A 14,616-nucleotide genomic window follows, 5' to 3' on the forward strand; every position below is an offset into this window, starting at 1 on the left:
CTGAGTTTAATTCTCAAAATTCTGATTATTAGGTTCTCTTTTGTTAACTTTGCGCGCGCTTAAAAATTACGCATGTCTAAGATCTTCACTTTTGGCTTTTGGAACGCTGTAGCCCGGTTAATTTTACGTAACAGAATTATTATTATCCTGCTTATTGTTGGTATAACCGCTTTTTTTGCTTCGGAATGGAAGTATATGCGATTCTCGTTTACCGAAGCCAACCTATTACCCGACGATCATGAAGTAAACCAGGAATACAATGATTTCCTGGATAAATTTGGAGAAGAAGGGAATCTAATTGTTATGGGAATTAAGGATTCTACCTTATTTCAGGAAAAAAACTTTAAGGCCTGGAAAGATCTTAACGACAGTCTTCAAAAATTCCCGGAAGTAGATTACGCAATTTCTATCGGAAATCTTAAGAAACTTAAGAAATTCGAAGATCCCAAGCGTTTTGAAATGGTTCCTTTTATTGAAGAGGAATCCCCAGATAGTTTAGAACTTGCAAACTACGAAAACGAGCTTTTCTCTAGAATGCCGTTTTATGAGAATCTTGTTTACAGTTCCCACTCTAACACCATCCAAAGTGCTCTTTATTTAAATAAAGAGATTGTAAATTCAAAAGCCAGAAAAGATTTTGTAGTCGACCAACTGGTTCCTATGATTAAACAGTTTAAAAAGGACACTGGGATGGATGTGCATGTCTCTGGCATGCCGTATATAAGAACACTTAATTCACAAAACATTGTAGACGAAATTGGGCTTTTTATCGGTGCTGCTTTAGGTGTTACCTCTTTAATTTTCTTTTTCTTTTTTCGATCGCTCAGAGCAACAGTTATATCTATGCTTACTGTATGTATAGGTGTAATGTGGGCTTTTGGAACGATTGGTTTAATGCGCTATGAAATTACGGTATTAACGGCGCTTATACCTCCACTTATTATTGTAATTGGTATACCCAACTGTATTTTCTTAATTAATAAATATCAGCAGGAAATCCAGAAACACGGCAATCAGGCCAAATCGCTACAACGTGTAATTGCTAAAGTGGGGAATGCTACGTTAATGACCAATATCACTACAGCTTCAGGTTTTGCAACGTTTATTCTAACCGAAAGTAAATTACTGAAGGAATTTGGTATCGTGGCCTCCATCAATATAATAGCCATTTTTATCCTTTCATTACTTATCATTCCGGTGGTTTACAGTTATATGAAAATTCCGAAGTCTAAACATCTAAAACATTTAAACAGACAATGGATTGGCGGTTTTGTAAACTGGATGGAAAAGATGGTAAGAAACCATAGAATTGCGGTTTATTTTACTTCCGTAGCGCTATTGGCAACCAGCATAATAGGCATTTACAATATCAAAATTTCCGGAAGTTTATTGGAAGACATGCCGCAGGAAGCTTCTTTCTTTAAAGATGTGAAGTTTTTTGAACAGGAATTCGACGGAATTATGCCTTTGGAAATTCTAATTGATACCAAGAGACCAAAAGGAGTTTTAAAATCTTCCAGTTTAAAAAGGATCGAAGAACTGGAAAACCTAATTGTTGAAGAACCACAGCTTTCCAAGCCACTTTCTATTACGCGATTGGTAAAATATAGCAAGCAGGCGTATTATAACGGAAATCCAAAATATTACCAACTTCCTACCTCACAAGAGCAAAACTTCATCATTCCTTACACCAAAGGGATGGAAGGTAACGATAATCTGGTAAATACTTACGTAGATAGCACCGGGCAATATGCAAGAATCACAACTTTTATGAAGGATATTGGCACCGACGAGATGGAAAGAATCGAAACCAGTCTCTGGCCAAAAATTCATAAAATATTTCCTGAAGAACGCTACGAAGTTAGCATGACCGGGAAAGCACTTGTTTTCCAAAAAGGAACAACCTATTTGGTCAAAAACCTTGTAGTTTCTTTATCTCTGGCCATTGTGTTAATCGCTTTGCTAATGGCCTGGATGTTTAGAAGTTTTAGGATGATTTTAATCTCGCTTGTCCCTAACTTACTACCGCTTCTAATAACAGCAGGAATGATGGGATATTTAGGTGTTCCCATAAAGCCATCAACCATTTTAGTGTTTAGTATTGCTTTTGGTATTTCTGTAGATGATACCATTCACTTTTTGGCAAAATACCGGCAGGAACTTAAAGCTAATAATTGGAAGATTAAGCGCTCGGTTTATGCTGCCCTTAGAGAAACCGGTGTAAGTATGTTCTATACTTCGATTGTGTTATTCTTCGGCTTCTCGGTTTTTATGATTAGTAGTTTTGGCGGGACCGTAGCTTTAGGTGGATTAGTATCAGCAACATTACTTTTTGCGATGCTGTCTAATCTTTTACTACTGCCCTCGCTATTGCTATCTTTAGAACGAAGTATCGCGAATAAAGAAACGCTTAAAGAGCCTGCAATGCGAATAATTGCGACCGAGGAAGATGAAGAAGAAATCTCTAAAGATGACGAAGAACACAATAGCAATAAAATCGAAAAATAAATTAGCATAGCGGCGAATCAAAACCTGATTTTACGAAAAACACCAATTTTGAAGTTCGCCAGCAGTATTTAATCTCGATTATCGAGCAAAGCTTAGCGGCTTAAAGGGAAATTTTTATCTTTGTTTCTTTTCTAAATCTAAAATAAATGATACAGGCTAAAGTTGCTGAAATACTAGAAAGTAACCAGTTTTTACAGGAGTTTAAAATTAGCGGATGGGTGCGTTCGTTTAGAAGTAATCGCTTTGTTGCTTTAAACGATGGTTCTACCATTAATAATTTACAATGTGTTATAGATTTTGAAAAATTTGATCCTGAAATTTTAAAAAGAATTACCGTTGGCGCAGCAATTAGCGTAACAGGAATTTTAAAAGAAAGTGAAGGTAAACAACAACGCGTTGAAGTTGAAGCTAAAGAAGTAAAAATTTTAGGCGATGCTAACCCAGAGGAGGTAAAACTTACCATTCTTTCTCCTAAGCGCCATAGTTTAGAAAAGTTACGTGAACAAGCGCATTTAAGAGTCCGCACAAATACATTTGGCGCAATTATGCGTGTTCGATCAAAATTATCGTTTGCTGTACACAGTTATTTTCAGCAAAATAATTTCTATTATGTAAACACACCAATTATTACCGGTAGTGATGCCGAGGGTGCTGGTGAGATGTTTAAAGTAACAAACTTCGACCTTAAAAACCCTCCGAAAAACGAAGATGGCAGTATAGATTATAAAAAAGATTTCTTCGGAAAAGAGACTAATCTTACGGTTTCTGGGCAGTTAGAAGGAGAAACTTTCGCCTTAGGTTTAGGTCAAATTTATACTTTCGGTCCTACTTTTAGAGCTGAAAACTCTAATACTTCAAGGCATCTGGCTGAATTCTGGATGATTGAACCTGAAATTGCTTTCTGTGATCTTGATCAAAACATGGATCTTGCTGAAGATTTCATCAAATACGTGGTAAAATATGTTCTTGAAAATTGTAAAGATGACCTTGCATTTTTAGAAGAACGTTTAGCGAATGAAGATAAATCTAAACCAGCTGCAGAACGTAGCGATATGGGCTTAATCGAAAAACTGAATTTTGTTTTAGAAAACAATTTTAAGCGCGTTAGTTATACGGAAGCGATCGAAATTCTTAAAAATTCGAAACCAAATAAAAAGAAAAAATTCAAATATATTATCGAAGAATGGGGTGCAGATCTACAAAGTGAACACGAACGTTTTCTTGTAGAAAAACACTTTAAATGCCCTGTAATTTTATTTGATTATCCCGCCAAAATTAAAGCATTCTACATGCGTTTAAATGAAGATGGGAAAACTGTTCGTGCAATGGATATTCTATTCCCAGGCATTGGAGAAATCGTAGGTGGGTCTCAAAGAGAAGAGCGTTTAGATGTTCTTCAGGAGAAAATGCAAGAATTAGGAATCGAGGAAGAAGAACTTTGGTGGTATTTAGATACTCGTAGATTTGGTACTTGTGTACATAGTGGATTTGGACTTGGTTTTGAACGTTTAGTACAATTTGTAACAGGAATGGGTAATATTAGAGATGTAATCCCTTTCCCAAGAACTCCGCAGAATGCAGAATTTTAAATTATAGATTCTTATAAAATTTCAAACCTCACAGCATGATTCAACTGTGAGGTTTTTTATTTAAATTGCATTTCAATCCTCTTTCAGTATGAAACTTTATCTAGAAACTATTACTGAAAAAATTAAAGCTCTCAATATTCTCGAAATTATAGGAATCTTAGCCTCTTTTTATGTGATCATATTTTTTTATTTTCACTTTCAATGCAGCACTTGCTAGTTGGAATAATCCTATGAAATTTATTTTTTTTGAAAATTAAAGAAACGCATATTGTTCCTAAATTATCTGAAACTATTAGATTACAAGAATACGCTGCTACTATTTTTGCATCTTTAACCACTCGTAGCGCAATAAAAAAAGCCATTAAAAAAGAACTAATTTTAGTTGATCGCAAAATTGGCCAAACGGGAGACTGGGTTTTAGAAGGACAAAAAATTAAACTACTCCAAGCCGAAATTCAGCAAAAATCGTTCAATTTAAAACTTGAAGTACTTTTTGAAGACGATTATATTGCGGTAATTAACAAACCTGCTGGCTATCCTACTAGCGGAAATTACTTCAAAACTATCCAAAATGCGTTAGCTTTTAATTTAAAACCTTCTGAAGCTATCGATCGGTTAGACGTTCCGCAGTCAGCACATCGTTTGGATAATCCCACAAGCGGAATCTTGCTTTGCGCCAAAACCAATAAAGCACTTATCGAGTTAAACAGGCAATTTCAGGAAAAAGAAATTCAGAAAACATACACTGCGATAGTAGAAGGTGATTTTCCAGATATTAAGCAGATTTTTGAAGATAAAATTGAAGAAAAACAGGCGAAAACTTCAGTAAAACTTTTAAAAAAATTGAGCTATAAAAACAGCAATCTCAGCCTTGTTGCAGCAACACCTATTACAGGCAGAACGCATCAAATAAGAATTCATCTTGCTAAAAATGGATTTCCGATTTTAGGTGAAAAACAGTATGGTTTTCCTAAAATTTCTACTTCAAAAGGTCTTTTTCTAGCGTCTACTGCCGTAGTATTCCAACATCCTATCCATTCAGAAATTCAGGAGTTTGAGATCAAATTTCCGAAGAAATTCTATAGATTTATAGAAAAGCTCTAGCATCCTTAACAAAAATTTACCACAATCATCTACTGTGCCAAAGTGCAATCAGCGAACATTTCCGTATTTTTGTGTAGAAGGTATTCTGGAATGTTCAGAATAGCTAATTAAAAATTTAGATTAGAAGTTATCTTTTGGTAAGATGCATTCTTAATCTCGATTATCGAATAAAGCAAACAACTTTATATGCTAAAACAGCAATTAAATTTTAAGTTATCACAAAAGCTATCGCCGCAACAAATCCAGTTGATGAAGCTTATCCAACTGCCTACACAGGCTTTTGAACAGCGCATTAAACAAGAGATTGAAGAAAATCCTGCGCTAGAAACGGGGAAAGACGAGCAGCGCGAAGAATACGAGTATGGTGATGAGTATGAAAACAGAGATTCTGAAGCTGAGTTTGATGATAAAAATGAGATTAATGCTGAAGATATTAATGTAGATGAATATCTAAGTGATGATGAAATCCCAAATTATCGCTTACAAGCCAATAATTATAGCGCAGACGATGAGGATAAACAAGTTCCTTATGCAGCAGGAATTTCTTTTACCCAACATTTACGAAATCAGCTAAACACCCTAAGGTTTAACGATAACGAATACGAGATTGCCGAATTTCTAGTTGGAAGTATTGATGAGAGTGGCTATATAAGAAGAAACATCCAGGATACTGTAGATGATCTTGCATTTACTCAAAATGTATATACTGACGAGGAGACGGTTGAAAAAGTGCTTAAAAAAGTACAGGATTTAGATCCCGCGGGCGTTGGAGCACGTTCCCTTCAGGAATGTTTGCTTATCCAGTTAAAAAGGAAAGAAGCAACCCGAGCAGTTACAACGGCAACTGAAATTATCGATTTATCTTTCGATCACTTCAGCAAAAGACATTACACAAAGCTGCTTTCTAAGCATGATATTTCTGAAGACGATTTAAGAGATGCTATTGAAGTAATAAGTCACCTTAACCCTAAACCTGGTGGAGCTTATTCTGGTAACACCAGAATGGTAGAGCATGTAATACCGGATTTCACAATTAAAATTGCAGATGGCGAATTAGAGCTTAGCCTAAACGGAAGAAACGCTCCAGAAATGCACGTTTCTCGTGATTACAGCAATATGCTGAAAGGCTACAAAGAGAGCAAAAAGAAAACCAAAGAGCAGAAAGATGCAGTAATGTTTATAAAACAAAAACTGGACGCTGCTAAATGGTTTATTGAAGCCATTAAACAAAGGCAACAAACTTTGATGGTAACTATGAGCGCTATTATGCATTACCAAAAAGAATATTTTTTGAGTGGAGATGAGCGTAATCTTAGACCGATGATTCTAAAAGATATTGCAGATGAAATCGAAATGGATGTCTCTACCGTTTCTCGTGTGGCAAATAGCAAATATGTCGACACCCCATATGGGACAAAATTGATCAAAGAATTCTTTTCTGAATCGATGAAAAACGATCAGGGGGAAGATGTGTCTACAAGAGAAATTAAAAAGATCCTAGAAATGTCTATTGAAGAGGAAGATAAGAAAAAACCACTGACAGATGAAAAGCTTGCGAAAGTGCTTAAAGATAAAGGCTACCCGATAGCCAGGAGAACTGTGGCAAAATATAGAGAACAATTGGATATTCCTGTAGCACGTTTACGTAAAGAAATTTAATGAAAGTACTTTTAAAGCTTGCTTCCTATTTGTTTCATCCCATTTGGATGCCATTTGCGGGCAGTTTACTATATTTCTCATTAACTCCCCGATTTTTTCCTGAAGAGGTCATTAGAGCTAAATTATTAGCCATAGCGATTATAACAGTCTTTATCCCGATAGTATTTTTTTTTCTTCTGAAAAATTTAGGTAAGGTAACGAATATGGCTTTGAGTGAAGTTGAAGAACGCAAATGGCCACTTTTCTTTTTTAGCATTCTCTGCTTAATGGTGCTTAATCAAATTTTAGATCGCTATAATTATCCAGAGGTTTACTTCTATTTTGTAGGAATTTTAGGAGCAACTGCTATCGCTTATGTATGTACGTTATTCAGAATAAAAATTAGTCTACACATGATGGGATTAGCCGGTTTTACAGGCTTTTTAATAGCGTTTAGCCGTTATTTTCACATCAATTTAATTTTGGCTACATCTGGACTTTTAATAGCTCTTGGCTTAACGGGTAGTTCTAGACTCTATTTAAAAGCTCATACAAATACAGAACTGGTCTTGGGATGTTTAGCAGGTATTTTACCGCAAATGTTGCTCTTTTATTACTGGCTATAGAATATAAAACATTAAACCTACTCGTAAAGTAGAAATACTCACATCTTCCCCCTCTACTGTAGCGCCATCAAAAAACGGATTTAAACCGTAATAGATCTGAAAATTAAACGTACTATAACCAAAGGTAAAACTTGCGCCTAACCTAAATCTTTCCAATTCTGGCACATCGCTTTGTTTCACAGTATTTCCTGTTTGCTTGAAAATAGACCGAAAATGATATATATATCCTAATTTAAGACCGGTATAAATACGCCAAAATTTGTAGGAATCGAAAGTAGATGTTCGCCACCTAAACTGAATTGGCGCTTCAATTAAAAAAGTATTAAAACGATTGGAATCATAATCAATCCCATCTTGATTTAAATTTCGAAAAACACTATTACCATCCTGATCTTCCCCAATAAACAGATTTTGACCAAAACTATCAAAGGCCAAACCAAGGCCAATTCCAATACCGATATTTCGATTTTCATTTAAAGGAATATCCCGTATAAAACCGCCACTCACGCCAGCCGAGAATCCATTTTGATCCAAAAATTCTGGCTGATCTGTGATAAAATTAAAACTTAAACCAAAGTAAAATTGATCTTCCCTATAGCTACTATCGATAACTGTAGGAATACTATCGGCAAAAGCAGGATTAGTTTGCTGTGCACGCGCAGCTAAACCCCAAAAAAGCAAAATTAAAAATTTATATTTCATGAAATCGATATACCTACAATCCAAAGTAAATATAAAAAAACATCCCATCCTGAAATAAGGATGGGATGTTTTTAATACTATTTAAAACTAAACAATCAGATTAATTCTGAGCTTGGGTTGCATCACCCTGTATAGTTGTATAGTTAATTTTAAGCGCTTCAGCTTTTCTAAGTTCTTGTTTAATATCAGACACAAGTCCCATATTAGTCTCTTTATCAACTTTTAAAGCTGTAGTTAAATATGGTATTAATTCTTCTCTTTTCTGATCTCTTTCAGAATAAATAAAGGATTGTACTTCACTAACATCTGCAAACTTATCGTTTAACTGAATCCTAGCTTCTGTACCATATTTTTGCTGATATCTCTGGCTTGGCTTACCGGCATAGATATACATTACCAAATCTTTTTTATCAAGCTTTTCAACTTGATCTGCAGTAGGCAATGAATTCTTAACCATTAGCGTAGTCTCACGCATCGTTGTCGCTACCATAAAGAAAAACAGTAACATAAATACAATATCGGGTAACGACGCTGTACTGATCGCAGGTAAATCACCAGACTTTTTCTTTTTAAATTTAGACATAATAAATGGTCAAATTAAATTTAGTTTTAAAAAGGCTGTTAACCTTTAGGCTCTGCTTCAGAAAGCTTTTGAGGAATCAAATCCTTAATAGATTCGATCTTCTCCTTTAAAGACTCCTTTCTACCTTCACCTGTTTTTGGATCATTATACTCTGCCTCCAAATTAACAAATGTAGTTCCGTACAAACGTTTAGCTTCTCTATCTCTTAATTCATTATAAGCAGCCACCAATTCGTTCTGAACGGCAATATAAGTACCATACTCTGTACCTCTGTTATTTTGTAAAGAAATAATAGCTTTTTGTGGGTTTACAGACGATTCTGCACTTCCTGCGCCCTGGCAAAAACTACAAGCTTCGCTTCCTGATCCTCCTCCGTTATCTAAGAAATTAAAAGCAGCTTGACGCAGATCTTTCAATTCCATCTCTTCGTCTTCCACCAAAAGATCATTATTACTGTTTAATACAACAGTAAAAATATTTCTTTGTTTAATCTTTGGTGGCTCCGGTTGATTTTCGTCCTGCCATGGCGGTAACTTCCTACTAATACCCTTATCGGTCTCAATGGTTGTAGTTACCAAGAAGAAGATAAGAAGTAAGAAAGCAATATCTGCCATAGATCCCGCATTTACTTCGGGTGATGATCTTCTAGCCATAGGTTCTTAACTTATTAGTTTTTTCACTCCTGAAAATACCATAGATAAAATTGCTAATGCAGCCAAAATGTAAAAAGCTACTAAACCAGCTCCTGCCCAATGATCTGTGGACGCACTTACATACTCACCTGTACTTGTAGTATGCTCGTAACCGCTAGTAGAGAAATATGCAATTAAAATAACTACTGCAAATGCTACAATTCCTATAATGGTATTTTTAATATTGCCTTTAAATAAACCGGCAATCACAAATATCACAACTAATGCTATAACAACTCCTAGAACAAGATATGAAATCCACATCATTGGCTCTAAAACGCTATTTTGAACATCAACTGATGCCTCTATTGCTTCGTCACCGGCTGCAATAACCCTACCCAAAAAGATAAGCCCAAGCACGCCAATAACTAACGCAACATATTTTAAAATTTTATGTAATGTCATAACTTTTATAGTCAGATCTAATTAAACTCTCTTTTTGTTTTTGTAATCTACAAGCATATCGATTAACAAGATAGAAGCATCTTCCATATCGTTTACGATACTATCGATCTTAGCGATGATATAGTTATAGAAAATCTGAAGGATAATCGCAACAATAAGTCCAAATACCGTAGTAAGAAGTGCTACTTTAATACCTCCAGCAACAAGAGATGGTTGCATATCACCAGCAGCCTCAATTCTATCGAATGCCTGGATCATACCAATTACCGTACCCATAAACCCAAGCATAGGAGCAAGAGCGATAAATAAAGATACCCAAGATACGTTTTTCTCTAATTGACCCATTTGAACACCACCGTAAGCTACTACTGCTTTCTCTGCAGATTCGATGCTTTCGTTAGCGCGATCAAGCCCTTGATAGTAAATAGAAGCAACAGGTCCTCTTGTGTTTCTACATACTTCTTTAGCAGCTTCAATACCTCCGCTGTTTAATGCTTCTTCTACATTACGAGCTAATTTTTTAGTATTAGTACTGGCAAGGTTTAAATAGATAATTCTCTCAATGGCAATTGCCAGACCAAGAATAAGACAAAGAAGAACGATACCCATAAATCCAGCACCACCTTCAATAAAACGTTTTTTTAATTCCTGATGAAAACCTAGAGATTCTTCTTCGTCTGCATCAGCCGTTGCCGCAGCTTCATCGTCCTGTTGAACGAAAGTCGCTAACGTACCTGGCAATGTGTTCACCATGTTTGCCGCCTTAAGATTACCGGCACCTAACACCATAATCGCAGCGATTACCAAAATAGAAAATAATCTTTTCATTACTGTTTGTCTTAATTTAATTAGTTAAAGGGTTAAAGATATAAAAATAATTTTTCAATAAAAACACCAGCAGAGAGGAAGGGATTCGAACCCTCGATACGCTTTTGGCGTATACACACTTTCCAGGCGTGCGCCTTCGACCACTCGGCCACCTCTCTATATTCATGTTTTAAATGGTGCGCCAAATAACAAAAAAATTTGTTCACCATCAAGTATGATTCGTTAATTTTACGACATTTCACCTCTCAATGAGGTTTCGTATATAGTTTTAAAGACTTTCTGTGTTAAATTTTTATCTAGTAAGTACATTAATTTAGCAATTGCAGCTTCGGTAGTGATGTCTTTACCCGAGACCACACCTATTTTCTTCATTGCTACACTAGTTTCATAATTTCCCATCGCAACACTCCCTCCAGCACACTGTGTAACGTTAACTACTTTAAGACCATTACTTATTTTTTCTTCAAGCAAGTCTAAAAACCAGGTTTGTGTTGGCGCATTGCCACTGCCGTAAGTTTCTAAAACTACACCTTTCAGATTTGGATAACTAAAAATATGATTTACAATTTCCTTAGTAATGCCGGGGAACATTTTTAAAACAAGTACATCGGTATTAAAATTACCATGCAATTTTAGCTGTTGCTTTCTGTTTTGTTTCCAAAGTATTTTAGAGTTTACCGCTAAATGTACTCCAGATTCAGCTAATGGCGGATAATTTAACGAAGCAAATGCCTGAAAATGTTCTGCATTAATTTTTGTTGTTCTATTGGCTCTGTACAATTTATATTCAAAATAGAGCCCAACCTCTGTCACAACAGGACATCCGTTTTTTTGCAAACCTGCAATCTGTATACTGGTAATCAAATTCTCTTTAGCATCTGTTCTTAAATCACCTATTGGTAATTGAGAACCTGTAAAAATCACCGGCTTATTTAAATTCTCAAGCATAAAACTTATCGCTGAAGCCGTATAAGACATCGTATCGCTACCATGTAATATTACAAAACCGTCATAACTTTCGTAGCTATCGTAGATAATGTTTGCAATTTTTCTCCATTCCTCAGGATTCATATCTGAAGAATCTATAGGATGCTCAAAACTTAAAGTATCTATTTCATTTTCAAGAATATTCAATTCAGGAATATTCTGCAAAAGATCATTAAAATTAAAAGGTTTAAGAGCACCGGTGCTATAATCCTTGATCATACCAATGGTCCCACCAGTATATACTAAAAGAATTCTAGCCCTTGTTGCCATCCACCGCTTCTTTGTTGATTACAGGATTAGCGTACATCAAAAGATAACTGTTAAGTTCCAGAGAATTTTTAAAATCTACTCTACGTTTTAAACGTCTCTCGAATCGCCTTTTATCTTTCTCTGAATATTTTGAGGTATAAAGTTCTGTATTATTTAATAAATCCTGAGCAATGTAATTTGACGGCCATAGCGCATAATTTTTATGGATTTGATTGTCCACTCTATTAGCTATTTCTCCTAACTGCTCATTAACAGAGTCAAAATCATTTTCTATTTGATCAAACAAGGCTGGTTCCATTATATCTCCGGCGTTAATATGAATTCTACCTTTAATTCCTAAAATTCCCTGAATGATCGATTTAAAATCTTCATCTGGCGCTTTTACATATTTTTCTTTCATTCTTTTAGAAAGAATCTCGGGCATTTTCAAAACATCGGTAGGATCAAACTCATACGATATAGAGATAGGCACAATTTTAATTTTCCCAAAATATTCAGTCAAACTTAAATCGCCCTTTGCCATCCCTAGCATCTTAAGCACACCCTGCTGCGTATAATCGCTCCCGTCTTTAGTTCTACCTTCACGCTGTGCCATCCAGACCGATCTTTGATCTTCAAGCAGCATCTTTCTTATGAAAGTAGATAATTCCAGAGAACTTTTAAACATTTCACGCGGACTCAATTTTCGTCGCACCAAAAAGTTTCTGTTCAATTTGGATAAAGCCATCAAAAAGGTTTTCTGCACCAAGTTATCGCCAATAGCAGAAGCCGTCATTACCAAATCATGATTATAAAGAGTATAATTTAGTAACGAAGTATCTAAAATTATATCGCGATGTGTAGAAAGAAAAAGATAAGACTCTCCAGGCTTCAATTTTTCAAACCCGCTATCGGTAACTCCATCCGTACTTTTTTCAATGATTTTTCCTACCGAATGATAGATAATTTTAGTTTGAAAATCCCGGATACTTTTACAGCTAAACACTATATCCTTAATTTCCTCGGAAGATTTCTCCGGAAATGTAAAATGAAGAAGCGCCTTCATCATTGGATGTTTAATGTAATACTGAAGGGCCTCCTGGACCTCCTTTTCATTATAAAATCTTATATCTTCAAAGTCTCGCACGTGTCTGGCTTATTAAGCAAATGAACAAAAAATTAACTAATTTCAGTTTAAATACCGAATATATCTTTTGAATTCTCTGTGGTGATTTTAGCAATTTCTTCTAAAGGCTTCTCATAAATTTCCGCTAATTTTTCAGCAACATTCAAAATGTAAGCAGATTCATTTCTTTTTCCGCGGAAAGGAGTTGGAGCAAGATATGGCGCATCGGTTTCTAAAACTATATTACTTAAAGGTATAGCGTTTAAAAATTTATCAATCTTACCATTCTTAAAGGTTACAACCCCACCAATTCCTAATTTCAGGTTATATGAAATTGCTCTTTTTGCCTGTCCTTCGGTTCCCGTAAAACAATGAAAAATACCAAGAAGATCTTCTCCTTTTTCTTCTTCCAAAATTTCAAAAACCTCATCAAAAGCTTCTCTACAATGAATAACGATTGGTAATTTATACTTCTTCGCTAATTTAATTTGAAATCTAAAAGCTTCCTGCTGAATGGCAAGCGTGCTTTTATCCCAATACAAATCGATACCAATCTCACCTACTGCTATAAAATCTCTTTGCTGAAATTGATCTTCGATAAATTGAAGCTCTTCTTTAAAATTCTCTTGAACATGAGTGGGATGCAACCCCATCATTAAATGAACATGCTCGGGGAAAGACTTTTCCAAACCATACATTCTATCTGCGTAAGTAGAATCGATTGCTGGGATAAAAAAACGCTCAACTTTAGCATCTATTGCTCGCTGTATCATAGCATCACGATCTTCATCAAAAGATTCGCTATATAAATGTGTATGTGTATCTGTAATAATCATGTTTGCAAAAATAATTTATTTTGAAAACCTATCTTTGTTCAAAACTAAAAAGAATGGCGAGTATTAAGAAAATCCTGAAAGAAAAAGGATATGAAAGCATAAAATTTAAGTTCACCAAAACCAATCATCTAGAAATCGTTGCTAAAATTAACAAGATTGAAGGAAATTTTATTTTAGACACAGGAGCATCTAGTACCTGTGTTGGCATAGACAGTATAGAGCATTTTGATCTTTTATCAGAAGACAGTGATGTTAAAGCGGCGGGTGCGGGCGCATCAAATATGCTTACTCAGATTTCGCAAAAAAACAAAATTGAAATTAAAGGTTGGAAGAAGAAAAAAATAGACCTTGTTCTTTTCGATCTTCGCCATGTAAACGAGGCCTTATTACAACATGATGCTGAAAAAGTACACGGGATTATTGGCGCTGACATTCTAAAAAAAGGCAAAGCGATTATAGATTATAAATCTAAAACGCTGTTTTTAAAATAGGGGTTTTCTCCCCTTTTAGGGTTCCTTAATTAAATATAAATTTGAGCAACCAATGTTAGATTTATGTTTTACGCTAAGAAAAACCATTTAAAACCTCATCCAGCATCATACATTCTTGTAGTTGCAGTAATAGGTATTTTAGTTATAAATATTCTTAGCCTGGTTTATCATTAAAAAGATTTACCTAACCAACTAAAACTTAAAAAGGGAAGCTTTCGCTTCCCTTTTTTATTTGAACATGGATCGTAATTC

General features: G+C 35.2%; 14 protein-coding genes and 1 tRNA gene. 6 read left to right on the plus strand and 9 right to left on the minus strand.

The features are described from left to right. The first annotated feature begins 72 nt into the window (after positions 1 to 72). From PBT91_RS16295 to PBT91_RS16315, 5 genes are all read left to right on the plus strand, one after another. Positions 73 to 2,508: an efflux RND transporter permease subunit gene (locus PBT91_RS16295; RefSeq protein WP_270059517.1), complete on the plus strand. Its 2,436-nt coding sequence runs from the start codon at positions 73 to 75 to the stop codon at positions 2,506 to 2,508. A 146-nt stretch (positions 2,509 to 2,654) separates the two neighbouring features. Further along, positions 2,655 to 4,097: an asparagine--tRNA ligase gene (gene asnS / locus PBT91_RS16300; RefSeq protein WP_270059518.1), complete on the plus strand. Its 1,443-nt coding sequence runs from the start codon at positions 2,655 to 2,657 to the stop codon at positions 4,095 to 4,097. A gap of 246 nt (positions 4,098 to 4,343) precedes the next feature. Then, a complete protein-coding gene (locus tag PBT91_RS16305) occupies positions 4,344 to 5,201 on the plus strand; it encodes an RluA family pseudouridine synthase (protein ID WP_270059519.1) in 858 nt (285 codons plus the stop codon). A 186-nt stretch (positions 5,202 to 5,387) separates the two neighbouring features. Next, positions 5,388 to 6,860 carry an RNA polymerase factor sigma-54 gene (gene rpoN / locus PBT91_RS16310; RefSeq protein ID WP_270059520.1) on the plus strand — a complete coding sequence of 491 codons (1,473 nt, stop codon included), beginning with the start codon at positions 5,388 to 5,390 and terminating at the stop codon, positions 6,858 to 6,860. Further along, positions 6,860 to 7,465 carry a hypothetical protein gene (locus PBT91_RS16315; RefSeq protein WP_270059521.1) on the plus strand — a complete coding sequence of 202 codons (606 nt, stop codon included), beginning with the start codon at positions 6,860 to 6,862 and terminating at the stop codon, positions 7,463 to 7,465. The genes rpoN and PBT91_RS16315 overlap by 1 nt, the downstream gene beginning before the upstream one ends. Here the strand turns inward: PBT91_RS16315 and PBT91_RS16320 are convergent. From PBT91_RS16320 to PBT91_RS16360, 9 genes are all read right to left on the minus strand, one after another. Continuing rightward, positions 7,460 to 8,167 carry a porin family protein gene (locus PBT91_RS16320; protein ID WP_270059522.1) on the minus strand — a complete coding sequence of 236 codons (708 nt, stop codon included), beginning with the start codon at positions 8,165 to 8,167 and terminating at the stop codon, positions 7,460 to 7,462. The genes PBT91_RS16315 and PBT91_RS16320 overlap by 6 nt on opposite strands. 100 nt (positions 8,168 to 8,267) lie before the next feature. Next, positions 8,268 to 8,750 carry an ExbD/TolR family protein gene (locus tag PBT91_RS16325; protein WP_270059523.1) on the minus strand — a complete coding sequence of 161 codons (483 nt, stop codon included), beginning with the start codon at positions 8,748 to 8,750 and terminating at the stop codon, positions 8,268 to 8,270. 38 nt (positions 8,751 to 8,788) lie between these two features. Next, the gene (locus tag PBT91_RS16330) at positions 8,789 to 9,403 is read right to left on the minus strand and encodes an ExbD/TolR family protein (protein WP_270059524.1); all 615 of its coding nucleotides are present in this window, start codon (positions 9,401 to 9,403) and stop codon (positions 8,789 to 8,791) included. A 6-nt stretch (positions 9,404 to 9,409) separates the two neighbouring features. Next, complete coding sequence (locus PBT91_RS16335) at positions 9,410 to 9,847, minus strand: hypothetical protein (protein WP_270059525.1); 438 nt, start codon at positions 9,845 to 9,847, stop codon at positions 9,410 to 9,412. A 21-nt stretch (positions 9,848 to 9,868) separates the two neighbouring features. Beyond that, complete coding sequence (locus PBT91_RS16340) at positions 9,869 to 10,675, minus strand: MotA/TolQ/ExbB proton channel family protein (RefSeq protein WP_270059526.1); 807 nt, start codon at positions 10,673 to 10,675, stop codon at positions 9,869 to 9,871. Positions 10,676 to 10,745: 70 nt separating this feature from the next. Then, positions 10,746 to 10,833, minus strand: a tRNA-Ser gene (locus tag PBT91_RS16345). Positions 10,834 to 10,903: 70 nt separating this feature from the next. Then, positions 10,904 to 11,932, minus strand: a complete 1,029-nt coding sequence (locus tag PBT91_RS16350) for an asparaginase (RefSeq protein WP_270059527.1) — start codon at positions 11,930 to 11,932, stop codon at positions 10,904 to 10,906. Then, entirely contained in the window at positions 11,916 to 13,058 is a 1,143-nt protein-coding gene (locus tag PBT91_RS16355; RefSeq protein WP_270059528.1) for a 1-acyl-sn-glycerol-3-phosphate acyltransferase, read from the minus strand. The genes PBT91_RS16350 and PBT91_RS16355 overlap by 17 nt, the downstream gene beginning before the upstream one ends. Positions 13,059 to 13,105: 47 nt before the next feature. Then, the gene (locus tag PBT91_RS16360) at positions 13,106 to 13,873 is read right to left on the minus strand and encodes a TatD family hydrolase (RefSeq protein ID WP_270059529.1); all 768 of its coding nucleotides are present in this window, start codon (positions 13,871 to 13,873) and stop codon (positions 13,106 to 13,108) included. A gap of 53 nt (positions 13,874 to 13,926) precedes the next feature. Here PBT91_RS16360 and PBT91_RS16365 point away from each other — a divergent pair, with 53 nt between their 5' ends. Continuing rightward, positions 13,927 to 14,364, plus strand: coding sequence for a retropepsin-like aspartic protease (locus tag PBT91_RS16365; protein ID WP_270059530.1), 438 nt, complete (start codon positions 13,927 to 13,929; stop codon positions 14,362 to 14,364). Positions 14,365 to 14,616 lie beyond the last annotated feature (252 nt).

Source organism: Zunongwangia sp. HGR-M22, assembly GCF_027594425.1.
Classification (GTDB): Bacteria; Bacteroidota; Bacteroidia; order Flavobacteriales; family Flavobacteriaceae; genus Zunongwangia.

What these genes read in the sequence shown, in the direction of transcription:
- PBT91_RS16295 (WP_270059517.1), top strand. Translation starts at nt 73, where the DNA reads ATGTCTAAGATCTTCACTTTTGGCTTTTGGAACGCTGTAGCCCGGTTA.
- asnS (WP_270059518.1), top strand. Translation starts at nt 2,655, where the DNA reads ATGATACAGGCTAAAGTTGCTGAAATACTAGAAAGTAACCAGTTTTTA.
- rpoN (WP_270059520.1), top strand. Translation starts at nt 5,388, where the DNA reads ATGCTAAAACAGCAATTAAATTTTAAGTTATCACAAAAGCTATCGCCG.
- PBT91_RS16315 (WP_270059521.1), top strand. Translation starts at nt 6,860, where the DNA reads ATGAAAGTACTTTTAAAGCTTGCTTCCTATTTGTTTCATCCCATTTGG.
- PBT91_RS16320 (WP_270059522.1), bottom strand. Translation starts at nt 8,167, where the DNA reads ATGAAATATAAATTTTTAATTTTGCTTTTTTGGGGTTTAGCTGCGCGT.
- PBT91_RS16325 (WP_270059523.1), bottom strand. Translation starts at nt 8,750, where the DNA reads ATGTCTAAATTTAAAAAGAAAAAGTCTGGTGATTTACCTGCGATCAGT.
- PBT91_RS16330 (WP_270059524.1), bottom strand. Translation starts at nt 9,403, where the DNA reads ATGGCTAGAAGATCATCACCCGAAGTAAATGCGGGATCTATGGCAGAT.
- PBT91_RS16335 (WP_270059525.1), bottom strand. Translation starts at nt 9,847, where the DNA reads ATGACATTACATAAAATTTTAAAATATGTTGCGTTAGTTATTGGCGTG.
- PBT91_RS16340 (WP_270059526.1), bottom strand. Translation starts at nt 10,675, where the DNA reads ATGAAAAGATTATTTTCTATTTTGGTAATCGCTGCGATTATGGTGTTA.
- PBT91_RS16350 (WP_270059527.1), bottom strand. Translation starts at nt 11,932, where the DNA reads ATGGCAACAAGGGCTAGAATTCTTTTAGTATATACTGGTGGGACCATT.
- PBT91_RS16360 (WP_270059529.1), bottom strand. Translation starts at nt 13,873, where the DNA reads ATGATTATTACAGATACACATACACATTTATATAGCGAATCTTTTGAT.
- PBT91_RS16365 (WP_270059530.1), top strand. Translation starts at nt 13,927, where the DNA reads ATGGCGAGTATTAAGAAAATCCTGAAAGAAAAAGGATATGAAAGCATA.